This window comes from Rufibacter sp. DG15C (assembly GCF_001577755.1).
Lineage (GTDB): Bacteria > Bacteroidota > Bacteroidia > Cytophagales > Hymenobacteraceae > Nibribacter.
This window is the reverse complement of the sequence record NZ_CP010776.1, coordinates 862,416-887,113: the sequence shown is the minus strand read 5'-3', so window position 1 is coordinate 887,113 and position 24,698 is coordinate 862,416. Positions and strand designations below refer to the sequence as shown.

General features: G+C 47.5%; 25 protein-coding genes. 20 read left to right on the top strand and 5 right to left on the bottom strand.

The genetic code is table 11. The features are described from left to right. Nucleotides 1–84 precede the first annotated feature (84 nt). Nucleotides 85–633 (bottom strand): hypothetical protein, encoded by a 549-nt coding sequence (locus tag TH61_RS03690; RefSeq protein WP_066506027.1) that lies wholly within the window; start codon nt 631–633, stop codon nt 85–87. A 170-nt stretch (nt 634–803) separates the two neighbouring features. Here TH61_RS03690 and TH61_RS03685 point away from each other — a divergent pair, with 170 nt between their 5' ends. Further along, nucleotides 804–1,553 carry a class I SAM-dependent methyltransferase gene (locus TH61_RS03685; protein ID WP_066506024.1) on the top strand — a complete coding sequence of 250 codons (750 nt, stop codon included), beginning with the start codon at nt 804–806 and terminating at the stop codon, nt 1,551–1,553. 85 nt (nt 1,554–1,638) lie between these two features. Here TH61_RS03685 and TH61_RS03680 read toward each other — a convergent pair whose 3' ends face one another. Further along, nucleotides 1,639–2,469, bottom strand: coding sequence for a metallophosphoesterase (locus TH61_RS03680; protein WP_082780288.1), 831 nt, complete (start codon nt 2,467–2,469; stop codon nt 1,639–1,641). An 82-nt stretch (nt 2,470–2,551) separates the two neighbouring features. Beyond that, on the bottom strand, nt 2,552–3,292 hold the full coding sequence (locus TH61_RS03675) for a nucleotidyltransferase (RefSeq protein ID WP_066506021.1): 741 nt from the start codon (nt 3,290–3,292) through the stop codon (nt 2,552–2,554). 299 nt (nt 3,293–3,591) lie between these two features. On the opposite strand from TH61_RS03675, the gene TH61_RS03670 reads away from it, so the two are divergent. The 13 genes from TH61_RS03670 (at nt 3,592) to TH61_RS03610 (ending at nt 17,403) form a co-directional block, all read left to right on the top strand. After that, nucleotides 3,592–3,999 (top strand): hypothetical protein, encoded by a 408-nt coding sequence (locus tag TH61_RS03670; protein ID WP_066506019.1) that lies wholly within the window; start codon nt 3,592–3,594, stop codon nt 3,997–3,999. A 158-nt stretch (nt 4,000–4,157) separates the two neighbouring features. Beyond that, on the top strand, nt 4,158–4,562 hold the full coding sequence (locus tag TH61_RS03665; protein ID WP_066506018.1) for a hypothetical protein: 405 nt from the start codon (nt 4,158–4,160) through the stop codon (nt 4,560–4,562). A 34-nt stretch (nt 4,563–4,596) separates the two neighbouring features. After that, nucleotides 4,597–5,394, top strand: coding sequence for a porin family protein (locus TH61_RS03660; protein ID WP_066506017.1), 798 nt, complete (start codon nt 4,597–4,599; stop codon nt 5,392–5,394). 137 nt (nt 5,395–5,531) lie between these two features. After that, nucleotides 5,532–7,463, top strand: coding sequence for a DNA polymerase III subunit gamma/tau (locus TH61_RS03655; RefSeq protein ID WP_066506015.1), 1,932 nt, complete (start codon nt 5,532–5,534; stop codon nt 7,461–7,463). A 117-nt stretch (nt 7,464–7,580) separates the two neighbouring features. Continuing rightward, on the top strand, nt 7,581–8,273 hold the full coding sequence (locus TH61_RS03650) for a hypothetical protein (protein ID WP_066506013.1): 693 nt from the start codon (nt 7,581–7,583) through the stop codon (nt 8,271–8,273). 54 nt (nt 8,274–8,327) lie between these two features. Further along, nucleotides 8,328–8,714: a hypothetical protein gene (locus TH61_RS03645; RefSeq protein ID WP_066506009.1), complete on the top strand. Its 387-nt coding sequence runs from the start codon at nt 8,328–8,330 to the stop codon at nt 8,712–8,714. 173 nt (nt 8,715–8,887) lie between these two features. Then, the gene (locus tag TH61_RS03640) at nt 8,888–9,391 is read left to right on the top strand and encodes a hypothetical protein (protein WP_066506006.1); all 504 of its coding nucleotides are present in this window, start codon (nt 8,888–8,890) and stop codon (nt 9,389–9,391) included. 132 nt (nt 9,392–9,523) lie between these two features. Continuing rightward, a complete protein-coding gene (locus TH61_RS03635) occupies nt 9,524–12,490 on the top strand; it encodes a pitrilysin family protein (RefSeq protein ID WP_231862295.1) in 2,967 nt (988 codons plus the stop codon). Between the two features lie 318 nt (nt 12,491–12,808). Continuing rightward, nucleotides 12,809–13,369, top strand: coding sequence for a hypothetical protein (locus TH61_RS03630; protein WP_066506002.1), 561 nt, complete (start codon nt 12,809–12,811; stop codon nt 13,367–13,369). Between the two features lie 186 nt (nt 13,370–13,555). Next, the gene (locus TH61_RS03625; protein ID WP_066505999.1) at nt 13,556–14,050 is read left to right on the top strand and encodes an RNA polymerase sigma factor; all 495 of its coding nucleotides are present in this window, start codon (nt 13,556–13,558) and stop codon (nt 14,048–14,050) included. After that, nucleotides 14,050–14,643: a hypothetical protein gene (locus tag TH61_RS03620; RefSeq protein ID WP_066505997.1), complete on the top strand. Its 594-nt coding sequence runs from the start codon at nt 14,050–14,052 to the stop codon at nt 14,641–14,643. The genes TH61_RS03625 and TH61_RS03620 overlap by 1 nt, the downstream gene beginning before the upstream one ends. A 272-nt stretch (nt 14,644–14,915) precedes the next feature. After that, nucleotides 14,916–15,929 (top strand): alpha/beta hydrolase, encoded by a 1,014-nt coding sequence (locus TH61_RS03615; RefSeq protein ID WP_066505995.1) that lies wholly within the window; start codon nt 14,916–14,918, stop codon nt 15,927–15,929. A gap of 265 nt (nt 15,930–16,194) precedes the next feature. Further along, nucleotides 16,195–17,403 carry an alpha/beta hydrolase-fold protein gene (locus TH61_RS03610; RefSeq protein ID WP_066505992.1) on the top strand — a complete coding sequence of 403 codons (1,209 nt, stop codon included), beginning with the start codon at nt 16,195–16,197 and terminating at the stop codon, nt 17,401–17,403. Between the two features lie 191 nt (nt 17,404–17,594). On the opposite strand, the gene TH61_RS03605 is transcribed toward TH61_RS03610, so the two are convergent. Further along, the gene (locus TH61_RS03605) at nt 17,595–18,488 is read right to left on the bottom strand and encodes a DUF4394 domain-containing protein (protein WP_066505989.1); all 894 of its coding nucleotides are present in this window, start codon (nt 18,486–18,488) and stop codon (nt 17,595–17,597) included. A 281-nt stretch (nt 18,489–18,769) separates the two neighbouring features. Here TH61_RS03605 and TH61_RS03600 point away from each other — a divergent pair, with 281 nt between their 5' ends. Continuing rightward, nucleotides 18,770–19,414: a helix-turn-helix domain-containing protein gene (locus TH61_RS03600; RefSeq protein ID WP_066505987.1), complete on the top strand. Its 645-nt coding sequence runs from the start codon at nt 18,770–18,772 to the stop codon at nt 19,412–19,414. A gap of 150 nt (nt 19,415–19,564) precedes the next feature. Continuing rightward, nucleotides 19,565–20,536, top strand: coding sequence for a hypothetical protein (locus TH61_RS03595; RefSeq protein ID WP_066505986.1), 972 nt, complete (start codon nt 19,565–19,567; stop codon nt 20,534–20,536). 88 nt (nt 20,537–20,624) lie between these two features. On the opposite strand, the gene TH61_RS03590 is transcribed toward TH61_RS03595, so the two are convergent. Next, nucleotides 20,625–21,539 (bottom strand): NmrA family NAD(P)-binding protein, encoded by a 915-nt coding sequence (locus TH61_RS03590; RefSeq protein ID WP_066505985.1) that lies wholly within the window; start codon nt 21,537–21,539, stop codon nt 20,625–20,627. A 284-nt stretch (nt 21,540–21,823) separates the two neighbouring features. On the opposite strand from TH61_RS03590, the gene TH61_RS03585 reads away from it, so the two are divergent. The 4 genes from TH61_RS03585 (at nt 21,824) to TH61_RS03570 (ending at nt 24,661) form a co-directional block, all read left to right on the top strand. Continuing rightward, nucleotides 21,824–22,684: a hypothetical protein gene (locus TH61_RS03585; protein WP_066505978.1), complete on the top strand. Its 861-nt coding sequence runs from the start codon at nt 21,824–21,826 to the stop codon at nt 22,682–22,684. A gap of 307 nt (nt 22,685–22,991) precedes the next feature. Next, nucleotides 22,992–23,417, top strand: coding sequence for a Crp/Fnr family transcriptional regulator (locus TH61_RS03580; protein WP_231862294.1), 426 nt, complete (start codon nt 22,992–22,994; stop codon nt 23,415–23,417). Nucleotides 23,418–23,497: 80 nt separating this feature from the next. Next, nucleotides 23,498–23,917 (top strand): inner membrane protein YiaA, encoded by a 420-nt coding sequence (gene yiaA / locus TH61_RS03575; RefSeq protein WP_066505972.1) that lies wholly within the window; start codon nt 23,498–23,500, stop codon nt 23,915–23,917. 195 nt (nt 23,918–24,112) lie between these two features. Next, complete coding sequence (locus TH61_RS03570; RefSeq protein ID WP_066505970.1) at nt 24,113–24,661, top strand: hypothetical protein; 549 nt, start codon at nt 24,113–24,115, stop codon at nt 24,659–24,661. The last annotated feature ends 37 nt before the right edge of the window (nt 24,662–24,698 follow it).

The window sequence follows — 24,698 nt, the reverse complement described above, 5'->3', positions numbered from 1 at the left end:
GGTAGGGCATCTAGAGGGAAAAGGCTAACGCCTGTACGTTCAGGCTGTATACCTCTCCCTATTTCTACGTTGCTTTGATTAATCTTACATATGCGTAAGACGCATGGAGTCAAAGAATTTTCTGATTCTCTCTTTGCTTGGTTTGTGCAGATGCGAAATGGGTGTGTATTGCGCCTGATATACCCGTCCATCAACAAAAATTACCCGTTTGCTAAACGTGATTGGATACTTGCCAAGCGGAGGCGCTGCCGAAAAAGAGAATTCAAGCCCTCTATAATTGTCTAATGTGAAAGAAGATGAATCTACCAATGTGCCATTTGCCCCTTTAATCTGAGAGGTCATTAAACTGACATAATACTGGTAAGGGTTGGTAATGGGTTTGAGGCTTGGCTGATTATTATAATGAATGGCAGTCGCTATAAAGCCTGCATCGGTTGACTTGATAAAGTACAGTCTGTGGCTAGTGCCAGATCCTGTTTTTTCAGTAGGAGTCCCCGGAAATTCAATAGATAACCTCTGGTCTAGGTGCTGTCTAATCCAATCTGATGTGCGAATAGTGAACGCGAGAAGTGGCACGGTAATGCAAATAGCAAAAAGTGAAATGGTTGTTTTAGAGGAAAGAATGCTTTTCATGGAATTGAATATAGGATAGGAATAAGGCTTCAAATTACTGAATCTTTTGGCAAGTCACTAGCTTCAAATTAGAACAAATGGGGCTTTTCTTTGATTCCTGAATAATGGGAAGCAGGAGTGTTGTTTCCTGTTTGGAAATTTAAAGCAGCGCAAATTCGTACCTTGTTCCTATGACCGCTCCCAAAGACAATTTCTCCCGGCAGGCCTCGCTCTACAAGAAATTCAGGCCCACCTACCCGCCAGCCTTGTTTGAGTTTCTATTGGCCTTAGTACCGGACAAAGAATGCGCCTGGGACTGCGGCACCGGCAACGGACAGGTGGCGGTAGAGTTGGGCAAGCATTTCACCCACGTAAAAGCCACCGACATCAGTGAGAAGCAACTGCAACAAGCGCCAACCAAAGACAACATAGAATATAGCCTTCAGCCCGCGGAGCAGACTGATTTCCCTGGTAATTCCTTTGACTTAATTACCATGGGGCAGGCTGCGCATTGGTTTGACTTTACTCGGTTTTATCCTGAGGTACAACGCGTAGCCAAGCCTAATGCCATTTTAGCGCTGTGGGGTTACGGCTTGTTGTCCATTACACCCGCCATAGACGCCATCATCCAGCATTTCTACACAGAGGTGATTGGTCCGTACTGGGATGTGGAACGAAAACACATTGACGCCAACTATTCTTCTCTGCCTTTCCCGTTGGAGGAGTTGCCATCCTTTGCTGGAGTTATTGAACAGACGTGGGCGGTATCAGATTTAGAAGGCTACTTAAACACTTGGTCCAGTGTGCAAGCCTACATCCAGAAGCACGGAGAGAATCCAGTGGATGCCTGCATGGTAGAAATTAGAAAGGTCTGGAAGGAAGAGGAGGAGTGGCCAGTGCGCTTCCCGGTCTTCAGTAGGATTGGCAGGATTATGAAGTAAGGATGGATAGAAAATAAGAATCCCGTTTTCGGCCTGCTTTCCGGAAAACAGGCCGAAAATGGGATTCGCTTTAATGCAATGTTAGTTACACGTCAAACAGGAAGAACGGCATGGCAAAACCGGCTTTCTGCAGGATGGGTTTGGCCACGTTGAACACCTTTACGCCATGCGAGGTGGCACCCTCCAGCGTGCCAATGTGTGCGTGGCCGTGAAAGCAAGCTAAGACATTCTGCCGGTTTAAGGGTTCAGCCAAACGGGAACAGCCCAGAAATGGATGAATGGCTTCGGGCTCGCCTTCTACGGTGGCCCGGATGGGTGAATAATGCAGCAGGGCTATTTTCTTGATGTCTGGGTTCTCACTGTCCAGTCTGGACAGGCCAGCTTCCAGTTTCAGGGCCTCGTCTACGGCTTCTTGTACGAAGGCTTTGTTGGACGTTTCGCCAAACATGGAGAGCATGTGGTGGTCAAAGCCGCCACCAAAGCCTTTCACGCCGGTAAAGCCTACGTTTCTGATCACTACCGCGTCTCCGTCCAAAAAGTGCACGTTGTCTTTGATGAGGCACTTTCTGATTTCGTCCTGCTCGTTCTTGTCATGATCATGGTTGCCCAGCACGCACACCACGGGTATGGTGCAAGCCCGCATTTCCTCGGCTAAAACCTCGGCCTCGCGGGCGTATCCATGGTCGGTTAAGTCGCCGCACAATAGCAATACGTCTGCCTGGTCGCTGGCCGCCCTGAAGAAATCCACCCATTTGCCTTTGTCTGTTTCGCGCACATGAATGTCACCTACGGCCGCAATGCGCGTAGGGCGCTGCGACTCTTGAGGCGACGCGGGAACCGGCTGCGGGTAAGGCGCCAATGGTTGTTGCGGTTGAGGCGTGTCTGGGGCCGGGGGCGTGTTAGGTGATTGCTCCATTCTTTTAATTGTTGGTGGTTGATGGTCAGTTGTTTAAGAATATTGTTTTAAGGACGAACAACTTGTAACGATCAACTAATAACTAAATAGTCATGATGGTCATGGCCTTGAAGCCCCACTCGGTGACGGCTGGGGCGTACTGGGTCTGGTCGATGAGCAGGCCACGGCACACGCGCTCGGTGGGCGGTGGCATGTCAAACTGTTCTTTGGCGCGTAGCAGCAGCTCATCAAACAAATCGCGCGGAATGATGTCCCGCTCTGAGGGGTACACAAACTGGAAGGAGAGGAGTTGCATGAGCAGTAATTGCCAGTGTTGCTCCAGGGTCTGCAAGATGCGCTCCCAGTCCATCTTGTCACCGTGTCTTAGAATTAAGTGGTTCAAGTCTGAGCCGTCATAGCGCTCGCGGTTCTGCACGTAGATTTTGCATTTGAACAGATCCTCCGCAGAGATATACTTGACGGGCACGCCAAACTCGGTGCCTTCGGGCGCTCTCCTGAACCAGCCATCGTTGACGGGCATGTTGCTGGCGGGATTGTTGAAGATGAAGTCCACGTACTTGCCGTCCTTGAAGGCCTTGGCCAGCCAGCGGGCGTCCACCAGTTCGGTTTTGAAGCCCTCGTCTGAGAAGATCTTAAGCAGGCGTGGGCAGTCGCCGGCTTTGCAGAAGACGTCCATGTCTTTCATGTTGCGCTGCATGCCGGTATACTGGCGTAAGGCAAAACCGCCACCCATCAAAAAAGGCAGACCGCTCTCGTGCAGCATTTGCAGGGCCTGCGGGTAAAATTCTTTGGCCACTTCGGGGGCCATATCGTCAAGTTCCATATTCTTCTAAAGCTCTGAAATGTAAATGGGTACCTTTTGTAGAGGCGTCTGTCCCAGCAAAGAGCAAGAAAAGAGCTTCTGGAGAGGCTAATCAGTTCTTTGGTGGTATTGCATGTACTAAATCCTGTAGAAAATGTTATCTCTCATTTTGCTCTCTTTTGCTTTTGTCAGAAACCGGTAAGAATTCTTTCATGCCTGATAGATAGGCGGTTATTAGATGTGTTAAAAATAAAAATGCTATAGTTATATGATTTAAGTCAAATTAATATTACTATTGTTCTAATTAAAGCTATAGCGTCATGAAAAACTTCATTAGTGCACTGTTGGTCATATTCTTGTTAGGCACTTCTGGTACTGCTCATGTAGCCTTCGGCCAGAGCAGCCCTGAAGCAGACAAAACCTCTGCCATGGTTTCTAAAAAGATGTTACAGGTGTTGAGGCTCAATGAGTTAGAATACATAAAGGTGAAGGAGCTGAACTTTGCTCGGGTTTCTAAAATGACCGAGGCGCTCACTATGTACAGCCATGACCAAGCCGGGTTAGACACCCGTTTAAACGAGATTGAAAAGGAATTTGAAGCCAACCTGGCGGGCGTCCTTAAAAAGGATACCTTTCTTAGCTACGCAAGTTTCAAAATGACCCCAGAGGGCGATGTGATGGCCATGATGAAGAAGACGCCAGCGCCAGGTGCAGCCCCGGTAAGATAGATAAGCTTCTTTTAAAAAGACTCCCCCAGGGAAGACGCCGTTTAGCGGTTGCTTCCCTGGGGGAGTCTTTGCGTTTGAGCTGCTCTCATAACCTGGCTTCCGTTTCTTACCTTTGCCCAGAAACTGGCTTAGCCTTTAGATACCCTGAGAGAAGCACCATGTCTGGAAAGAAAATAAAATACCTGTTGATAGCCCTAGGCGCCTTGTTAGTGATTTGGTTTGTGAAAGATGCCTTCACCCAGCCCAGCATAGATGATCTCTCTGGTGAGTTTAATGAAGTAGCTTTTTACCGAAACGAGAACAACACCGGCCCCATCCAGCGGATCTACGCCGTCACGGTAGAAGACACCCTCTGGGACCAGATGCAACAGTACGGCGAGTTTATGCCGCATACTAAATACGGCATTACTAAAATCTACTTCTTCTTAAAGGATCAGCCTTTTCCTGAGACCGTGGCTCCCGGCCAGGAGAACTTTGACGCGCAATACCAAAAGCACTGCCTGGCCAAGTATGAGAAGGACGCCATGGGCCAGGTGAGTTTTGTGAAGTATCCTTTTAGATAAAATTTACCTAGCTTTTTGGTTTATAAGAGATACTATGTTTTTGGCCTTTTTTATGGGAAACAGGCCAAAAACAAAAGGGGGGATTTTCTTACAACCACTACTTCCTGAAATACCATTTAAGTTGTTTGTTCACCTTTCTATATTTGAGAGTTATATCAAATTCTATAATATGAAAAATTTAATCCTTACGCTTTCCTTAGTAATAATAGCCTCTGCTTCTGGATTGGCGCAACAGGCCCCTGGCACCTTGCAATTAGGCATTGTGGCAGGCCCTACCCATACATTCGTCAGAGGCAATGATAACATCAAAACTGAAGCTGACTTTAGAAAGGCAGTAGGAATTTCTGGCCAATACCAATTCAACAAGTTCTTCTTGAAGACGAATGTGCTGTATGAAAACAAGGGCTACGTGATTAATTACCCTGAGGAAATGTTTGATACCTCAGACCCTGCCCTTTTTGAACCAACCGGCGATGGCATTTACACAGTAGATTTTAGGTACCATTACATAACTGTTCCCATACTGGTAGGCGCTTATCTTAGGAACACAGGTCTATTTGTTTCTGGAGGGGCGTATGGGGCGTATCTGTTAAAGGATGATCTGAAAACTGAGCGAGGAGACAAGCAAGAGATAGAGCGGGATAAGAAGATAGACTTGGGCGTGGTGGCAGGTATTGGCTACGAACATGCTTTATCAACTAAGTTAGTGGTTAGCGCTGAAGTAAGACATAATTTAGGGCTGGCCAATAATTCAGAGAACAAAGATTATCCCGTCAGAAACAACTCCACAAACCTTCTTTTCGGTCTCCACTATAAGTTAACTGCTAATTAGCATTCTGCTCTCGTTTTTGGCCTGTTTCAACCAAAACAAGCCAAAAACGAACGAGCCATTGCACAAAATCAAGAACCTTGCGGGCGTGCTTTTATTCCTTTCCAAATAGAAAGAGAATCGATTAACTTTGTAGAGCGATGGAGAATTTTGTTGTATCGGCTAGAAAATACCGTCCTGCTACCTTTGACAGTGTAGTGGGCCAGCACCATATTACCACTACCTTAAAGAACGCGATTAGCAGTAACCATCTGGCGCAGGCCTTCTTGTTCTGCGGTCCAAGAGGGGTGGGCAAGACTACGTGCGCGCGTATTCTGGCCAAGACCATCAACTGTGAGAACATCACGCCAGAGACTGAGGCCTGCAACGTCTGTGACTCCTGCAAAAGTTTTAACACCAGCAGTTCGTTCAACATCCATGAGCTGGATGCGGCGTCCAACAACTCCGTAGATGATATTAGAAGTCTGGTGGAGCAGGTGCGCTATGTGCCGCAGACGGGCAAGTACAAAATCTACATCATAGATGAGGTGCACATGCTCTCCAACCAAGCCTTCAACGCGTTTTTGAAGACCCTGGAAGAGCCACCGTCCTACGCCATTTTCATTCTGGCCACTACGGAGCGCCATAAGATCATCCCTACCATTCTGTCCCGCTGTCAGATTTTTGACTTCAACCGCATTCGCATTGAAGACATGGTCCAGCATTTGGGCAGCATTGCGGGCAAAGAGAACATTGAAGCCGAAGAAGACGCCCTGCACCTGATTTCGCAGAAGGCAGACGGCGCCCTGCGCGATGCGCTTTCCATTTTTGACCAGATGGTGACCTTCTCGGGTAATCATTTGACCTATAAGGCCACGGTGCAGAACCTGCACATTCTGGACTATGACTATTACTTCAGGCTGACCGACTACCTGCTCACGCAGAACCTGAGCGGCACCTTGTTACTGTATGACGAGATCTTGAAAAACGGCTTCGATTCCCATAACTTTATCTTGGGTATTGGCGACCACTTCAGAAGCCTGTTGGTGTGCAAAGACCAGGTGACGGTACAATTGCTGGAGGTTTCTGAGAACATTAAGTCCCGGTACGCGCAACAGGCGCAGGAAGCCAGTTTGAGCTTCTTACTGTCAGGCTTGAACCTAGTGGGTACCTGTGACCAGAACTTTAAAGCCGCCAAGAACCAGCGCCTGCACGTGGAGCTGTTGCTCATGAAACTGGCGCATTTGCCGCAAGCCTTGCAACTGGCCTCAGACGTCTCTCTTACCGGGGACGTCAAAAAAAAAACTAATGGAAGTTCCAGCGTAGCCGCACCTGCGGCTCCTGCAACTGCTATTCCCGCCCCAGCTCCTGTTTCTGCTCCGGTAGCAGTTGCCTCAGCACCCTCGGTTTCTGCTGGTTTTGAGAAAAACAGCCCAGAAACGCACCACAATACGGCACCCTCAGACATGGATGCTGGCGAGGACCCCATCTTTGACACGTATCCAGAAGAGGCGCCTTCGCCGGTGCCTTCTATGATAGCGCCCGCTGCGCCGGTGACTACGCCCGCTCCCTTGCGCGCGCCCATCGCTTCGCCGCTGGCCGGGCGCAAGATGTCCAAACTGCCCAGCCTCAAGAACATAGAGGAAAAGGTGGCTGCTTCGGCAGCCCCGGCCATAGACGTGCTGGAAGAAGAAACCGAGGCCTACGTGCCCGGCTCCCTTCCTGCCATTAATGAAGAGAAGCTGAGACGGTTGTGGCAAGCCTACGTGGACCGCGTCAAGCAAACGGACCGTACGCTGGAGTTAACCATCATGAACCGCGACTGGTCCTTTGACGTGGAACGCGCTGAGGTGCGTCTGACCGTGGAGAATGACGTGCAGGTAGCCGAGTTCAACTCTTTCAAGCCTGAACTACTCTTGTATTTGCGCCAAAGCTTGGGCCACAACCGCCTGCAGGTGAACATTGAAGTAGCCCAGCAGGAAAATATCGGCCGCAATCTCTACACCTCACAAGACCGTTTCAATTACTTGTCAGAGTTGTATCCAGGCTTGTTAGAGCTGAAAAACCGCCTTGGACTGGACACAGATTTTTAAGTAGAAAGCTGTTGCCTTCATATTCACGAAAGGTAATATCGCTCTCCTTTTAGTCGTCCTAAAAGGAACTTGTGGGCAAGCAGTAGTAAAGGTTATTCAAAGCTTACCTAATACTGTATGATAAGAATAGTGACCATTTCGCTTTGTGCAACCCTCTTAATTAGTTGCTCTTCAACAGTTCAGCACACTGGCCAAGCGCCAGAAAATTTTGAGCAGTCAATAATCAATTCTAAACAAAGCTTTTATACTCAAATAAGCTTAGATACATTGACTAATGCGTCTTACAAAGACTTCAGTGTGAATGAGGCTTATAGATATAAGAATTATAAGCTTTTGTTCGGGGCGTTTGATTCACAGATAGGGGAATTATCTCCCAATGAATCTGAGTCTGATATTGGTGTAAGGCTCTTGGTGCTAGACCAAGCAGATCAATTAGTTTTCCGCTCCAAAGGACAAGGTGACAGCTATATACTAAGACCTAAATTCTACGCATTAAATGCTCAATCTCCTTTGCTTGTCTTTGCAGAAATTGGGACGGAGTACTCTTGGGGAAACATTGTTTTCTCCTTAAATGAAAATGGTATAAAGGAAATTGGTGAGATTGACGTAGCTGGAATAGATTTGGCTTTGGATGATTATGATGATGTCTCAAACGTGATAAAGATTGAGAAAACAGGCTCTAACCTCAAGTTTAGTTTTGACGCCGATTCAGTAGTTTTGAACCCAGGCGGTAATAATGAGCAAGTGGTGGAGGCGAAAGGGTATTTCTATCTCTATAATGGGAAAGACTTTATATTAGTCAAGAAGTAATTGATGATAGTGGCTAATTGCCTCCTCTGTTGTTTCAATAAAAAATAATACATCATGTCAAAGGCCCTTTGTAGTTTAATCTTACTACTGCTTGTCTTTTCAAGTTGTACTCAAAAGGCTCTTGGTCAAAATACCCAAGCAACTAATGAAGTGTCTTCTCAATCCGATTTAAAGGCATACATACTTAAGGAATCGCAGGAAGGTGGTAAGTTTGACTTTTTCACTTCTATAAAGGGGCATGAATATGACGGATTACAGGTAAAACCCGGGATTTACGCCGCAAACATTAGCCTTGCCATTTATAAATGGGGAAAAGCAGTTTCTGATGCAGGCATAAAATCACTGGATGAAGTGTATGCTATATATTCTGATTATAGAAAACGTCCTTTAAATGATAGAGAGAAAGCTTATCTTAAAAAGGGATTCGATGGAGAGTTGTAAAATAATAGTTGACAAGCTTTAAAAATTAACTCTTTAGGTGATTGCATTGGAGGCATTTACTTCAACGCTTTTCTAGTTTTCCCACAAAATCCTTTCAGGATGACAATAGAGGAAAAGGATATAGATTTGCCTTTCCACATTAATACCTTTCCCCTCAGCTACTAACTTCCCACATGTCCCACATCTTCGACCGCAAAACAGATTCTTTCTTTGGCTCGCTCAGTTACGCCGGGTATGGGTTGTTGTTGGTAGGCGCGTTGATGATGAGCAGTCGATGGTGGTGGAGTGGGGAGGTGAACCAGACGCAGATGTTGGCGGTGGGAGCGTTGCTAATGGTTTTGGGTGTTTTGTTCAAGTTTACGCACCATGGCTTTCAACTGGATTTTGAGCAAGGTCGGGTGCGGGAATACTTGTTGATGTTTGGGATTAAGTTTGGCCAATGGGCACCCTTGCCTGCCTTTGAACGCGTGGTATTGACGACCAACCTGATCCCGACAGACCATGACCTTCCGGGGGAGGAACCTGCCTTGGTGAAATGGTACACGGTGGGTTTGTATGCCACCGCAGATGAGCCCGCCTATGAACTACGCACCAGCCATGAGCACGAAGCCCTGCAAACACTAGAATTATTATCTCATCGCCTACAGGTTCCTTCTGAAAACAGGCTGGTTTCCTGAAAACAGGCCAAAAACGAACTCCCTTGGTCATTGTCTATTGCGGTTAGTTTATCGAAACTCAATCCTTGCCTAAGACAATAATTTCCCTGCTTTTTGCTTTATTTAAGTAGAATTTCATTCAATCCTATACCTGTGAAGAAAAGACTCATAGCCTGTTCACTAATAGGCGCAATGCTGTTTACCCAGTGTAAGACCAGCACGCCTTCGCCAGCAGCACAAACCACTACACCTGAGGCGCAGACCGCTACGCCAAAGGCCAAGGACTATACCTACACCACCGTCCCGAACGACCCACTCAAAGCCCGCATCTACAAACTGGACAACGGCCTGACGGTCTATCTAACGGACTATAAAGATGCGCCCCGTATTCAAACGTACATTGCCGTGCGCGCGGGTAGTAAGAATGACCCGGCAGATGCCACGGGTTTGGCGCATTATCTGGAGCACATGGCGTTCAAGGGTTCCTCCAAACTGGGCACGAAAGACTGGGAAAAGGAGCAAGTGGAGCTGGCCAAAATAGAGGCGCTGTATGAACTGTATCGCACTCAGAAAGACCCGGCCGTCCGGAAGAAAACCTACCACCAGATTGACTCCATCTCGGGTGTGGCCGCCAAATATGCCGTCCCCAATGAGTATGACAAGCTGGTAGCCTCTATGGGTATGCAGAATTCCAACGCCAGCACCTGGGTAGAGCAGACTATTTACTACGGAGACATCCCAAGCAACCAACTGGAGCGCTGGGCAATGCTAGAATCTGAGCGCCTGAGCGTAATGGTGCCCCGTTTGTTCCACACAGAACTGGAGGCAGTCTACGAGGAGAAAAACCGTTCCTTGGACTCAGACAACAACAAGGTGTTTGAAGCGGCCTTCGCGGCCTTGTACCCCACGCACCAGTACGGGACGCAGACTACCATTGGCACGGTAGAGCACTTAAAGAACCCGTCCATTACCGAGATCAAGAAGTACTTTGACAAATACTACGTGCCCAACAACATGGCTATTGCCATGAGCGGCGACCTGGACCCAGACCAAACCATCAGGATCATTGATGAGTATTTTGGAAAGTGGCAGAAGAAGACAGACCCGGTATACAACGCACCGCAGGAGAAACCACTGACGGCACCGGTGGTTAAAGAAGTGGTAGGGCCAGACGCCGAGAGCGTGTTTCTGGGCTTCCGGTTCCCGGGGGTGAAATCTAAGGATGCTTTAGTGTTACGCATGATCAGTCAGATTCTGAGCAACGGCCAGGCGGGCTTGATTGACTTAAACATCAACCAGAAGCAGGCGGCCCTGGGCGCAGGCTCCTTCGCCGAAATCTACAATGACTACAGTGCGCACTTCCTGTCTGGGAATCCGCGCCAGGGACAGAGCCTGGACCAGGTGAAGGATCTGTTGTTACAGCAGATTGAGCTGGTGAAGAAAGGTCAGTTTGAGGACTGGCTGATTCCGGCCATTGTCAACAAGAACAAGATTAGCCAGATGGAAGCCTATGAAAGCAACGAGGCCCGCGCCACGGCCTTCGTGGATGCGTTCATTGCTCGCCAAGACTGGGCCGACTATGTGAAGCAGGACGCAGAGTTTGCCAAGATCACCAAGCAGGACGTGATGGAAGTGGCCAACCGCTACTACGGCAACAACTACGCCCTAATCTACAAGCGGACCGGCAAAGACCCCAACGCGCAGAAGGTAGAGAAGCCAACTATCACCCCGGTGCCCGCCAACCGCGAGGCGCAGTCAGACTACTACAAAACAGTAGCCAGCAAGCCGGTATCTGATCTTCAGCCTGAGTTTGTGGACTACAAGAAAGACATTCAGCAGGGGCAATTGAAGGCTGGTATACCGGTGTACTACACGCGCAACAAGGAGAACGGCCTGTTCAACCTGTACTACGTGCTGGACATGGGCACCAACAATGACCTTAAGCTGGGCTTGGCGGTGAACTACCTGCAGTACCTGGGCACCGACAAATACTCAGCCGAGGAGCTACAGAAGGAGTTCTTCAAGATTGGATGCTCGTTTAACGTGTCGTCGGGGCAGGACCAGATTTATGTGTCTCTGTCTGGCCTGGATGAAAACATGGAGCAGGGCCTGAACCTGTTCGAAAGTCTCTTAAAGAATCCGCAACCCGATCAGAAAGCCCTGAGTGATATGGTGGCCGGCATCCTGAAGGACCGCAAAGACGCCAAGCTTAACAAGAACATCATCCACAGCGTGGCCATGGTCAACTACGCCAAGTATGGTCCAAAGAACCCGTTCACCAACATCTTGTCTGAGCAGGAACTGAAGAAGGTGAAACCGCAAGAACTGGTGGCCTTGATCAAAAGCATTCCCAGCTACCAGCACCGCGTGTTGTACTACGGCCCAAGAGAACTCCAGGCTATCACCGCCACGCTCAACACCGGTCACATAGTACCGGCTACCTTAAAGCCCGTGCCCGCCGAAAAGCCGTTCAAAGAGCTGGACATCACCAAACGCCAGGTCTACTGGACCGACTACAACATGGTACAAGCCGAGTTGCTGTTCCTAACCAAGTCACTCAACTATGACCCGAAACTGGTGCCGACAATCAGGCTGTACAACGAGTATTTTGACGGCGGTATGGGCGCCATTGTCTTCCAGGAACTGCGCGAGTCCAGAGCTTTGGCGTATTCTGCCAGTTCACGGTTTGCCAATGCCAGCAAGAAAGACCGCGCCAACTACATTCTCTCCTACATAGGAACGCAATCAGATAAGTTACCGGAGGCCATGGCCGGCATGCAGGAACTCCTGAATGACCTCCCGCTGGCAGAAGCCAACTTCGCGAATGCCAAAGCCTCGGTGCGCAACAGCATTGCTACGGAGCGCATCAACAAGACGGCCATCTTGATGAACTATGAGCAGGCCCGCAAACTGGGCATTGACCATGACATTAGACGTGACATCTATGAAAGTCTGGACGCCCTGACCCTGGACCAGATCAAAGCCTTCCAACAGCAGTTCGTGAAGGGCCAAAACCAGACCATCCTGGTGATCGGCTCCAAAGACAAACTCAACTTCAAGGAACTGGCCAAGTACGGCACCGTGAAGCAGTTGAACTTGAAAGAGCTGTTTGGGTATTAGGGGTTAGACGTTAGTAATTAGATACTAGACATTAGATTTTGCAGAAGGAGAGGCCGGTGGTTTCTCCTTCTGCGTTTTTAGCCTGTTTCTGGAAAAACAGGCTAAAAACGATGTGGCTAAAAAACTTATGAAGCGCTCATCTAATATAAGTTTACATCAAGCCGAGATGCCTTAGAATAGCTCAAACACGATTAAGCCACTCCAATACTTTAGTGGTTAGTACAATGCTCTGAATTATTAGCAGAAGACGAGTAATAAGTAAGCCTCCCCTGCGACTCATAGGCAGTAACTAAATTCTAACACTTTTAAGAATTGACTATGAGCAAAGCATCGTTTTTAAGGGTAAGGATTTGGTTGACGGCGCTGGTAGCCATTGTTATCTGGTCGCTCTTGGGTTATCAGCATTATAATGGAGGCGTGCCCAGTCACCATATCCTGGCAGATGAAACCTTGCCGTCTTTCTCTAATTGGTGGGGAGCGCTTCTGTTGCCTGTCCTGACGTGGATTCTCTTATACCGCATAGAAAAAAGGGTATTCGCGCATTCTAATACAGTTCTATCAATGCAACACGTCCTCTATCGGTTTGTCGGGGCCTTGCTGTTTGGCGTGGTCCTTTCCGTCTTCTTTACGCTGGGCAATACGAATGTGCCGGGCTTTATGCTCCTGGGCGTATTTGCCTTAGCCTTATTTCTTCCGGTTTACCGTGCGCAGTGTCTACTGGGTTTTGTGCTGGGGATGACCTTCACCTTCGGGGCGGTTCTACCAACGGGTATTGGGCTTGTTCTTTCCTTGATTACTGCAGTGCTTTACCTGGCCATCAGACCCGCTTTCTTATTTGTGGTCTCTAAGCTGACCAGAAAGCAGAGTGCGCAAGTTTAACGCTTCTTTCGTTTCCTTTCATTCACCGCTAATAGCGCACTGTCTAGTGTAGCCTACCTCCGTTTTTAGTCTGGTTTCACCAAAACAGGCCAAAAACGCCTATTCCTCCTGCCCTGAAAATAATTCTTCCCGTGTCTGTGATTTTCCTTCGCTTTGCTACACTAATGGGCTGAAGATCGATTTTACATGGACCTACACCAGCAATTTACCAGCGTCATCCAAGAAAATAAAGGCTTGATCTTTAAGGTGTCGGCTATGTACACCAACACCCCAGATGATAGGAGTGACCTGCAGCAGGAGATTGTGTACCAGCTCTGGAAATCGTTTGGGTCCTTTAAACAGGATTCTAAGCTGAGCACTTGGATGTACCGCGTGGCCTTGAACACCGCTATTTCGCAGTTAAATCAAACTAAGCGTAGGGTCAGCACCATTCCGTTGGAGTTGGAGGCAGACCGCCTGGCCGAGGATTATGATCAGAACGAGGAGGAGCAGATTCAACAGCTCTACGCTCAGATTCAGAGCCTCAACCTGTTGGACAGAGGCATCATCCTGCTGTTTCTGGAAGGCAAGAAGTACGAGGAGATTGCCTCTATCATTGGCATCACGCCCAGCAACGTGGGCACTAGAATCTCGCGCATCAAAGAAAGACTAAGAACGCAACTAGTTAAACAACCTGCATAATGGAACTAGAAGAAATGCAACAGGCTTGGGGGAAACTAAGCCAACGGGTAGAACAACAAGAAATCTTAACCACTCATCTGGTAGAGCAGACAGAGCGCCAGAGGTATCACGCTAGGTTGAACAGCATCAAGTATTCTGAGTTGGCCGGGACTTTGGTCTGCTACGCCGCCGCCGGGTACGTGAGTGTGTACCTCACTAAAATAGAAGGGTTCTGGATGCAAGTCTTGGCAGGCTTGACTATTGTGGTACTGTTGGTATTGCCCATTCTGTCGCTGGCCTCGGTGCGCGCGGTTAGGGGTGTGAACATCTCAGTGGCGTCGTATGTAGAAACCATCCAGACGTTTGCCCGGCAGAAGATCAGGTTCCAGCGGCTACAGAAAATCAACGTGTTGTTAGGCTTGGTGCTATTGTTTGTTTCCCTGCCCGTGCTAGCGGCCATTCAAGGCAAAGACCTGTCTCAGATTCCGTATCTCTGGACGGTGCTGGTGCCGGTAGGAGTGGCGGTGTTTCTGGCCTTCGCTTATTGGGTGCTAAGGTCCTACAACAAGATCTTAACCGATATGGAAAGCCTGCTTACTGACATTGAGAAGTAAGGCTGACAGCAAGCGATCAATTTCAATTAATCACAGCGCCTCACCATTGTTGAGCTTCATACAGAATGAATAATTAAGAAGGGATGACCACAGGTTGTCCCTTCTTCGTTTTTGGGTTCTTTCGATGAAAACAGGCAAAAAACGAGAGGAGGTATAGCTTAAAGGCTATATAAATAAGCTAAGAGAAATGGGCGATTCTTCGTTCTTGAGTCTTATTCTGTAGCGTTTTGTAATAATGCCGGATGGAATGCTACATATAAAAGAAAAACTCCATGAAGAGATTCTTCCTGCTCACCAGTCTAAGCCTTCTGTCTCTCATTTTTAACACGTCAGTGGTTTTGGCGCAGGCTTGCAATTCGCGGGTGCTGGACCCCAACGTAGCGGGCTTTCTGAAAATGATAGGGTATCAGGATTTGACCTTGGACCAGTTAAGGGCTATGCCCATGGAGCAGATCAAATTTGCCGGTCCGCCTGCCATTCCTTATCCCAAAGAAGATATGCGGAGAATGAAGATCACGGCAGACAGCATTCCGGTCTTGGTGTTCAATGCCTCTAAAACGACTAACGCGCCCATCATCATCAACTACCATGGGGGTGGCTTCATCTCGCCGTTGTTGCCGGGCCTGGAGCACTCTTTGTGGCTGGAGTCTAAAACGTATGGGGCTGTGGTGGTAGCCGTTGATTATAGGGTGGCACCAGAGCATAGGTTCCCGGGGGCAGTCAATGACAGTTACAACGCATTTATATGGGTAGCGCAACATGGCAGAAGTCTGGGCGGAGATACTGACCGCATTGTCTTGCTAGGCAACAGCGCCGGTGCTAATCTGGTGGCAGTCATCGCCCAGAAAGCCAAGAAGGAAGGCATCGCTAAAAAGATAAAACTGCAGGTGATGAACGGTTTGCCGGTGGACCTAAGGCCCCAGCACATGGAAACGTCTGTGTCTTACCAGCAGAACGCCAAAGGCTACTTCCAGACCAAAGACGCCTGCTACTTCGCGGTAGAAACGTATGCGCCTAATCAGTACAACAACCCAGAAGTGTCGCCTATTCTCACCAAAGACTTGAGTGGATTACCACCGGCGGTCATCATCAACGCCGAGTTTGACCCTCTGCGGGAGGACGGTATTTTATATGCTTCTAAGTTGAGAAAAGCCGGCGTGAAGGTTTGGGATAAGTGCTTCGCAGGGCAGATTCATTGTTTAATTGGCCTGCAACCAGGCGCTCCAGCGCTATTGGAGTATGAGGCGCTGGTGAAGACCGCCATGCAAGAGAGCTTCCAAAAGTAGATAAACCTGATCTCGGTCGGGTGAAGAAAGTGTAAGGCTATCCGTTTTTAGCTTGTTTTCTGGGAAACAGGCCAAAAACGAATGGCTTTTCTTTTTAGCTATTATAAGCGGTGAGGGACGGTAGTTTCCTCTTCTTTAAACGCCTCTTTCCAATATTATCAGAATTATATATAGTCTTTCTTTAAGCTTGTGCTAAGTAATCCGTTTACCTTAGAGGCATTATTGCTATAAAGGCGCAAAACCCATTCTTTCCCCTTCATCTCTCATGAGAGTATTTCTTTTCCTTTTATTACTGCTTCCAACCTTTTGCTTTGCACAAACTGCTAAACAGCCTGATGCTCCCATCACTATAGGCACCAAGCAGACCATTCACTCGGCTATTCTAAAGGAAGACCTAAACCTATGGGTGTATGTGCCTAAATCTGGGGACGGCGCGAAAACGCGTTACCCAGTCATGTACCTGTTAGACGGCGAGGCTTTTTTTATGTCCATGGCCGGCACGGTGGACTACGTGAGCGGACAAGGCAAGATGCCCGAAATGATCATTGTCGGCATTGAAAGCACAGACCGGGTACGCGACCTGACGCCCACCCATTATCCGTTTTGGGCCAGTGGTGAGCCGGCCAATGATTTAAAGACATCGGGCGGAGGAGCCAATTTTATGGCCTTCCTGGAAAAGGAAGTGATGCCCTACATTGAAAAGCGCTACCAAACCCAGCCGTACCGCATGCTGGTAGGGCACTCCCTGGGCGGTTTGACCGTCTTGCAGGCCCTGGTGCACCAACCAGCCCTCTTTGCATCGTATGTGGCCATTGACCCTAGCATTTGGTGGGACAAGCAACTCATCATGAAACAGGCCGAGAAAGCCCTCACGCAAAAAGACTACGCTAATGAAAGCCTCTTCTATGCTGTTGCCAATACCATGGAGAAGGGGATGGATACCGTGCGGGTAGTGCAGGACAAAACGCAAGGCAATCATAATGTGAAAAACCACCTCTTGTTCAGGGAGACGCTCAGAAAGAGCAAGAACCTGGCCTGGGCCTGGAAGTACTACCCAGAAGACAATCATGGTTCGGTGCCGTTCCCGGCGCAGTACGACGCCCTGCGGTATCTCTTCAAAAAATATGAGCTAGACAAGGACTTAAAAGATCCTACCATCACCGTAGACTATATCAAAAATCATTACCGTGCCGTGTCTGCTATGCTACAATACCCAGTGTTGCCGGACATGACCACAGTGAATACGCTGGGTTATATTTCTTTGAGCGAAAAACGGTATGACAAGGCCTACCAATTTTTCCAATTAAACCTTGAAAACTACCCCGCCGTGGGCAACCTCTATGATTCCATGGGCGACTATTACGTGGCGGTAGGTAATAAGAAGAAAGCCATGGAAGCTTTTAAAAAGGCACTGTCTTTGGAGGAAGTAGCAGAAACCAGAAGAAAGCTGAAAAGCCTGGAGGCGGGGAAATAGTAGAATCATTCCCTGTACAAGCAAAGTTGGCCAAGGTATCTTGGCAGTTGCCATTAAGGATACTCATCTCAGTAAAAGAAAGTCTATTGCTGATGCTCACTAAACAAAGAAGCCGTTTCAACTAGATTGAAACGGCTTCTTTGTTTAAGATGGGGTGGGTTGAAGAAACTACCCAAGAGAGAACGAATGGCTTAGTTGCCAGTTGGCATGATGGCAATACCAATTACGGCTCGGTCTGTTTTGCCCAGGTTCTTCGCCTTGCCCGTCTGCAGGTCAATGGAGTAGAACCGGTATTTGTTGCCGTTTGATTCTTCTTGTTGATCGGCATCGCCGCCACCCCGGCCATACAAAACAGCAAGGGCCATGGAGTTGCCTGGGGAAATGTCAAATCCGCCTTCGCCGGAGGCCTGCACGTTTAGGCTACCTACTTCTACCAATCCGCCGCTGTTAGGAGGAGACTGAATGTAGAGCTTGTCAGTGTTTACGTCAATGTCATACAGGGTGGTAGACGTAGCGCCGGCCATGCTGTTGGTATACGCCGCGGCTACTACCGCCGGGTTTCCTGGGTTCAAATCACCGTCAATGGCAGCCACTGTTCCTGTGATGGGGTTCAAACGAAGATTCTGGCCTGTGTTGGTCACTAACCTAATGCGGTCTACCGTCGGGTTAAAGTCAAAGCCCACCTCTGTGCCCTCAATGGCAGGGGAGAAGGGCTGAGAACCTATAGCCATGGCAGCCCCCGTCATTTGATCAATCACATACAATCTACTTTGGTTACTAACGGCATACAGTTGGCCCGTGGCTGGCCGGAAATCAATGCCCAAGAGGCTCTCGCCGCTTTGTAAGCCGGTAATGCTAACCGCGCTCATCTCCTGTATGGTTTGGTTGGAGCTGTACTTCACCAACTGATTCATATTGGTAAGCGCATAAAAAAGGGTGGGGCTGTCCATCTTTTTAGCTGCGTCAATAGCCGTCGCGTTTTGTGGGGTCAAGGTCTCAAGCTCATCTGTAGAGCAAGAAGAAAATAACAGGGAAATGGAGAGAAATCCCGAAAGCCCGAAGGCAAAATGTTTGTTTGTTTTCATAGCAAGATGTGTTTAAGTGGTTCATATGTAGGGACCTACGAACTGGCTTGATGCCCAGATTGCGGGCTTCTAAATAAACTTGCCATGCTCAGAACACACAGTGGCGGAAGTAAGATTGAGCCCTCCTATATTTTCTATAAAGCGTTTTTAGGCTGTTTTCTGGAATAGATGCCAAAAACGCTTAATGATATCAAGAGAATTTACAGGCTAGGCAAAAACCGCTACCCACTATTGCTTACTTTTAAGGAAAGAATTCTGCATTCCTATTCTGCTTGAACCTCATGAACCTAGCTGATAAAGTCACCACCTATAGAAAGAGCCAAGGCTTGTCACAAGAAGACCTGGCTGACCTTTCGCAAATCAGCTTGAGGACCATTCAACGGATTGAGGGGGGCAAGAGCATCCCGCGGGGCTATACCCTGAAATCTTTGGCGCAGGCCTTGGGCAAACCGGTGGAGGAATTTGCCAGGCCGGAAGAATCCGAAGTGCCGTCTCTGCCTGTGGCGGTGGAGCAGGAGGTGGCCCCGCCTGCGGTTCAGCCGATGATACATTCGCCGGGGGCGCTCAGCATGTGGTTGCAACAGTTGAACATCGCGTCCTTCGCGTTTCTGGTGTTGCCGTATTTGGGTTTTCTAGTGCCGTTGTGGCTCTGGAGGAAACAGCCGGAAGGGTCAGAGGCCAGAGTCTTGGGCGCGCGAGTGGTCAACTTTCAAGTGTTGTGGTGTGTGGGCATGCACCTGGGTTTGTTGCTGGCCTTGGGCGTCCAATTAGCGCTGGCGTATTACTTCCAGGTGAGGCTGGGCTTTCTGGTCCTCGGGACGTTTTTCTTCTTTTATGCGCTCAACATTGCGGCCATTTTGTATGGTGCGGTTAAGCTGAGAACCAGCCAAAATCTCTATCCCGTAGGGTTCTATTTGTTCGGGTAAAACACACTTAATACTAGCTTTGTCAGGAATGGCGTAAGAATGTCATAGGCAAAAACGGCCTTGGCGTGTGTTTGGCGGGCATATGGCGTAAGAGTGGCGTGTTCAAGCGCTGGTCTCTGCCCTAACATTGCAAGAAAAAAAACACTTGCTATGAAACTGCTGAAAAGACTCTCCCTCGTTTTTGTTGTACTGTTTATCCTGAGCTCAGTAGGAGGTTGCTTCTACTTCAAGAAGAAGTTTGCCCCGCCTGCCAACCAACTGCACATGGCCAACCAGGCCCACTACATTCCGTTTGTATGGCGCGGTGATGCCAATGATACTCATGCTTTTCTTTTGGTGCCGGTGACCTTGCCGGGTTCTTCTAAGAAGTTCTACATGCAGTTAGACACGGGCGCGCCGTACTCGCTTTTCTACCAAAGCAAAGTAGAGGCGCTTCAGAAAAAGTACGGCACCTATAACCTGCACCAAAAAGAGAACGGCCTGTCCTTGCAAGACATGAAATTCAATGTGGGTGACCTGGCGGTGACGGCTACAGAAATGAAAGTGCTGGCCAACGGGACCACGGGCATTAACTGGGAAGACACTACCCAGGTAGAAGTGATTGGCACGCTGGGCTCAGACTTTATTGAGAACAAGGTGGTGGCCATTGACTACCCCAAAGGCGTCATCTTCTGGGGCGACCAATTGCCCAAAGAGATTCCGGCTTCTACGCCCATGCTGGACTTTGAATTTGAGAACAGACGCGTCATGCTCCCTTCTACCATCAACGGCAAAGAAACCAAGTTGATGTTTGACACCGGCGCCAGCGCCTATGAGTTGCTCACCAACCAGTCTACCTGGAAAGAACTGGCCGACCAAGGAAGCCATACCGACACGACCAAGGTAAATTCCTGGGGCACTACCCTCACGGCGTTCACCATCAACACCAGCAAAACGGCCACGTTCGGCCAGACGCAGATTCCTGTCAAGCAAGCCACCTACATGGAGGGCATGAGTTTCATAAATACTACCTTGATGCGGTTTTCGGGGATGGGCGGGATGACGGGCAATAAGCTCTTTTTGGGAACTACGCTGGTATTGGATACCAAGCACCAGAAGTTTGCCATTGTGGCCAACCGCTAAACCGTTTGGCTGGGGAGATTATCTTGCCCAGCAGAAATACAGCACCCGTTTTTGGCCTGTTTTACAGAAAACAGGCCAAAAACGGGTTTTACTTTTTAGTGGCCAGCACTTCTTGCACGCTGGTCCAGCGCATGCCTGGGTAGCGGTCATTGTCCAGGGGGGCCAGTTTGGTTTCTCCGCTGAGCATGTCGCGCAGGTACTGCATGCCTTGCCACGGCGGAAACACTTCCTGGTTGTTGCGCATAAGCGTCTTGGTCACTTTAATCATTGCGTTCAGGACGCCCAGCCCGCCGGCTCTCAAGAGTTTAAAGGGTTGACCTGTGGCCTGGCTGGCGACGCGTTGCAGGCTTCTGGGCGATTGCACATCGCCGGCGATGCGCAGGTAGCGGGGTGTGTTGGGGTCTAGGGCCACCAGGGCGGTATATTGGGCGGTGTTGGCAATGGTGGTGAAATCCAGGGGCTGGTCTGCGTTGCCCCAGAACAGGATGCGCTTTAACGGGAACAGCACCACCGGCGCCTGGCCCGTGAGCAAGTCTGTGAACATGCCGTTCAGGACCGAGGTCCCGGCAATGGGTGCGCTGTCCAGCACCTCGCTAAACTCCTTCCTGAAGTCCAGGTTGCGGTTCTTGCCATAGGCCAGCCGGGTGAAATCAATGGAGAAGTCTGAGGGAATAAACCGGGGCACGCTTGCCTGTACAGACGCGTTCAAGAGCTGGGTCTGGGTGTCTACCATGACGTCCCGCAAGCCAGACAAAGCACTCACCACGCAGGTCCCACCTTGGCAGGCCTGGGTCAAGGCAGGTGCATTTTGAAAATCCACCTCCACCACCTCGGCGCCCAGGGCTTGCAAGGCAGAACGTTTGCCAGCCTCGGTTTCCATCCGCACCAAAGCCCGCACGTGCGCGCCTCTTTTGCGCAACTCCTCGGCAATGAGTCCTCCTAAGTGGCCGGTGGCTCCTGCGAGGATGATGGTTAGGTTGTTGGGTGAGGTGGGATTGGGCATGGTTAAGGCTTAAGTTTTTACTTTAACTGGTAGAAGGGATTATTGTTAGGGAATACAATAAATTGGGGAATTGCAAACAAATCTAATGAGGGTATTAAAGTGCTCATCTTATTCAATACAACTAACAAACACGTGATAATACATGCTAATACTAATAGTAAATCGTATTTTTGGTATTATATCCATCTCAATCAATCATTGTTTTACCTTTATTCAGTGAAGTTGTACTATAAAAGCTACCTTTCATTAGAGAGTGCTGATTTTAATAATTTTTGAATTGACGAATGAATAATCCAAAAGTCATTATTCTCTCAGTTATGGGAATAGTCTATAGCATTATAATATTATTATCTGGTAGCGTTAGTGGTTTTGTATTCTTTACGCCAATAATTCTATTCATAATTTCGATAGTCAAGGCTATAAGTTGGTTGTTAAAAGATGATTCCTCGTCAGCTTATATTGCCTTATTGATAGGCCTTTTGATGTTAACTATTCCTGTAATGTTAACTTACACCTATTACAATACAGTTTGTGCTCTCCTTCTTGTGTCTATATCAATATGGGTTTATAAGGTAAAGTCATCGGTGCCAAATCTTGGTTATATAACTAAAGCCTTACTCGTTGCAATTTTAACTACTTCAATTTTTCTAGTAATTCCTCATGAAACTTTCATGCGTTCAGAGGTATCCGATATTTATGTTCCTTGGAAACCCAACCTGACGTTTGAGGATTTTAGAGTAATAGATGATGCTGAGAGATTAGAATTAGGTGATACTTCAAAATATGACGCTTTTATAACTAATGCATTCTATGGTAAAGTCAACATCGCTTATAACTATCCGCCGGCCATAGTTATAGCATGTATGGATAAATCAAAGTCTTACCGAAAAGCATCAATAGGTATAAGAGATAAGGACCTTTTGTTGCATGAGCAGGTACACTTTAATATAAATAAACATTATGCAAACTTGGCTAACGATAGCCTATCAAAGCTTTGGGGTGGAGATAGAGAGCAGTTGATGGTAGTAATTACTTACTTTCACAACAAAGTTGCTAAAGAAGGCGATTTGTATGATTCTCTGACTAACCACGGATTAGATTCTGTTCAACAAGCGGTTTGGGCGCAAAGGTTTAAAATGGATTAAATAATAAAAATATAGATGTTGCATAATCATAGTAAAATCGGTTGAATAATATTCATTCTATTGAAGGTTGTTGCTTTTAGTTCTGCTATTAAATAATTAATAATCTATGTTTATTTCCTGTGTTAAAACTGCGGGACTTTTGTATTACATTTAAAAATAATAGGTTTAAATGAATGCATTATATAATTGCATATCAAAGTACTATCCTATTTCTTCTGAAGCTTGGAAAGCCTTGTCGAAAGCTTTAACCCAAATTAAGATTCCAAGAAATTCCTTCTTGGTAAAAGAGGGGACAGTTTGCAATAACTTGTATTTCCTTGAGCAAGGTTGTTTGCGAGGGTATTATAACCTAGACGGGAAAGAGATTACCTATTGGTTTGGCTTCGAGGATAATTTTGTCACCTCCTTTTACAGCTTTATTTCTAGAAAGCCAGCGGTAGAAAACATACAGGCTTTAGAGGATTCTACTTTGTGGAGCATTAGTTCTGAAGCATTGCACCAGTTGTTTGATGCGCATCATGACCTAGAGCGACTTGTCCGCATTATCAATGAGCAGTACTACATACGGCTGGAAGAGCGGTTTATGGCCATGCAGTTTAAAACGGCTAAAGAGCGCTATGAACAGCTACTAGAAAACTCGCCACACATTCTTCACAGAATCTCGCTTGGGCAAACGGCTTCTTACCTGGGTATTAGTCAGGAAACGCTGAGCAGAATAAGAAGCCAGGTATAGCATTTCGCTTTTTGACAAATGTCAAAAGAAAGGATTGGGACCTCCTCTACCTTTGATTCATCATTTAACTAAAAACAAAGATGAATCAGAAACCATCCAACGTATTTGCCGCAGCCTCTTATTTTGTTCTACTTACTGGTATCAGTGCCTACATCATTGGGCTATGGAACGCCGACATGATGCTGAATGAAAAAGGGTATTACTTTACCATTCTCATGTATGGTTTGTTCTCAGCCATCTCTCTGCAAAAAAGCGTGCGTGACCAATTAGATGGTATTCCTGTTTCTAGTATGTATTATGGGATTGCCTGGTTTTCTACCATCGTGTCGCTAGTGCTTCTCACCGTAGGGCTTTGGAACGCAGATTTATTTCTGAGCGAGAAAGGCTTTTACGGGATGTCCTTTCTATTGAGCCTCTTCGCGGCGATAACCGTTCAGAAAAATACCAGAGACAGCCTAGCAATTGAAGCGCCAGCTAATCATAAGGTGGAGGTTTATTAACTGCCTGGCAGGACTTTATCTTACCTGGTAAACTAAGAAAGTTGCTGTAATACATTTAGAACTTATCATCCTCTATTCTTGTGGAAAAAACACTTCACATTATTCTATAAATGGAGTAATAGAAAAGTTTAGTAATAACATTGTCTAAACGCTAGCTTTGACCATTGACTACACTTGATGTTACTAATCTAAATAATGAACCCTTATACAAAAATTTGGACAAAAACATCTGCGACAATAGATTTCCTTCTTGAAAATGGGTTAAGCACAAGCCTTCTTAATCTCAACTTCCTAATAGCTGGGTTGACAGCTTCTTTATTAAGTGTAGGGGAGGATAAGGTGTTTGCTACATTTGGGGTTGCAGGCGGGCTTGTTTTTCTTCTGTTTCAAACAGTGCTTATTTGGCTGGCCTTGAAATTCCTTCTTCCTTACATGTACCTCTTGATTGGAAAGATGTGGAATGGGAAAGCTACCTTCCATCAAATGGCGTTGATTGTATCGCTTGCTTTCATTCCTGAGGTCATTTATTTAACCTACGTACTGGTCTTGTTTGCAGTAAGCGGAGAGATTATTGAGGTTAACTATTTAATCAGACTGATTGGTTGGGTTTTCACTATCAGAATTCTAGTGATAGGAATAGCAAAGGTGCAGGGGTTCAACTATGTATTTGCTCTTATGAATTTGTTTCTACCAGCTATTATTTTGGGGGTTTTAGGGCTTCTACTTGGTGTACTGAATAATTAATCCTTTAGCTCTGTTAGGTTTTTTTAATGTGACCGTT

What these genes read in the sequence shown, in the direction of transcription:
- TH61_RS03690 (WP_066506027.1), bottom strand. Translation starts at nt 633, where the DNA reads ATGAAAAGCATTCTTTCCTCTAAAACAACCATTTCACTTTTTGCTATT.
- TH61_RS03685 (WP_066506024.1), top strand. Translation starts at nt 804, where the DNA reads ATGACCGCTCCCAAAGACAATTTCTCCCGGCAGGCCTCGCTCTACAAG.
- TH61_RS03680 (WP_082780288.1), bottom strand. Translation starts at nt 2,469, where the DNA reads ATGGAGCAATCACCTAACACGCCCCCGGCCCCAGACACGCCTCAACCG.
- TH61_RS03675 (WP_066506021.1), bottom strand. Translation starts at nt 3,292, where the DNA reads ATGGAACTTGACGATATGGCCCCCGAAGTGGCCAAAGAATTTTACCCG.
- TH61_RS03670 (WP_066506019.1), top strand. Translation starts at nt 3,592, where the DNA reads ATGAAAAACTTCATTAGTGCACTGTTGGTCATATTCTTGTTAGGCACT.
- TH61_RS03665 (WP_066506018.1), top strand. Translation starts at nt 4,158, where the DNA reads ATGTCTGGAAAGAAAATAAAATACCTGTTGATAGCCCTAGGCGCCTTG.
- TH61_RS03660 (WP_066506017.1), top strand. Translation starts at nt 4,597, where the DNA reads ATGTTTTTGGCCTTTTTTATGGGAAACAGGCCAAAAACAAAAGGGGGG.
- TH61_RS03655 (WP_066506015.1), top strand. Translation starts at nt 5,532, where the DNA reads ATGGAGAATTTTGTTGTATCGGCTAGAAAATACCGTCCTGCTACCTTT.
- TH61_RS03650 (WP_066506013.1), top strand. Translation starts at nt 7,581, where the DNA reads ATGATAAGAATAGTGACCATTTCGCTTTGTGCAACCCTCTTAATTAGT.
- TH61_RS03645 (WP_066506009.1), top strand. Translation starts at nt 8,328, where the DNA reads ATGTCAAAGGCCCTTTGTAGTTTAATCTTACTACTGCTTGTCTTTTCA.
- TH61_RS03640 (WP_066506006.1), top strand. Translation starts at nt 8,888, where the DNA reads ATGTCCCACATCTTCGACCGCAAAACAGATTCTTTCTTTGGCTCGCTC.
- TH61_RS03630 (WP_066506002.1), top strand. Translation starts at nt 12,809, where the DNA reads ATGAGCAAAGCATCGTTTTTAAGGGTAAGGATTTGGTTGACGGCGCTG.
- TH61_RS03625 (WP_066505999.1), top strand. Translation starts at nt 13,556, where the DNA reads ATGGACCTACACCAGCAATTTACCAGCGTCATCCAAGAAAATAAAGGC.
- TH61_RS03620 (WP_066505997.1), top strand. Translation starts at nt 14,050, where the DNA reads ATGGAACTAGAAGAAATGCAACAGGCTTGGGGGAAACTAAGCCAACGG.
- TH61_RS03615 (WP_066505995.1), top strand. Translation starts at nt 14,916, where the DNA reads ATGAAGAGATTCTTCCTGCTCACCAGTCTAAGCCTTCTGTCTCTCATT.
- TH61_RS03610 (WP_066505992.1), top strand. Translation starts at nt 16,195, where the DNA reads ATGAGAGTATTTCTTTTCCTTTTATTACTGCTTCCAACCTTTTGCTTT.
- TH61_RS03605 (WP_066505989.1), bottom strand. Translation starts at nt 18,488, where the DNA reads ATGAAAACAAACAAACATTTTGCCTTCGGGCTTTCGGGATTTCTCTCC.
- TH61_RS03600 (WP_066505987.1), top strand. Translation starts at nt 18,770, where the DNA reads ATGAACCTAGCTGATAAAGTCACCACCTATAGAAAGAGCCAAGGCTTG.
- TH61_RS03595 (WP_066505986.1), top strand. Translation starts at nt 19,565, where the DNA reads ATGAAACTGCTGAAAAGACTCTCCCTCGTTTTTGTTGTACTGTTTATC.
- TH61_RS03590 (WP_066505985.1), bottom strand. Translation starts at nt 21,539, where the DNA reads ATGCCCAATCCCACCTCACCCAACAACCTAACCATCATCCTCGCAGGA.
- TH61_RS03585 (WP_066505978.1), top strand. Translation starts at nt 21,824, where the DNA reads ATGAATAATCCAAAAGTCATTATTCTCTCAGTTATGGGAATAGTCTAT.
- yiaA (WP_066505972.1), top strand. Translation starts at nt 23,498, where the DNA reads ATGAATCAGAAACCATCCAACGTATTTGCCGCAGCCTCTTATTTTGTT.
- TH61_RS03570 (WP_066505970.1), top strand. Translation starts at nt 24,113, where the DNA reads ATGAACCCTTATACAAAAATTTGGACAAAAACATCTGCGACAATAGAT.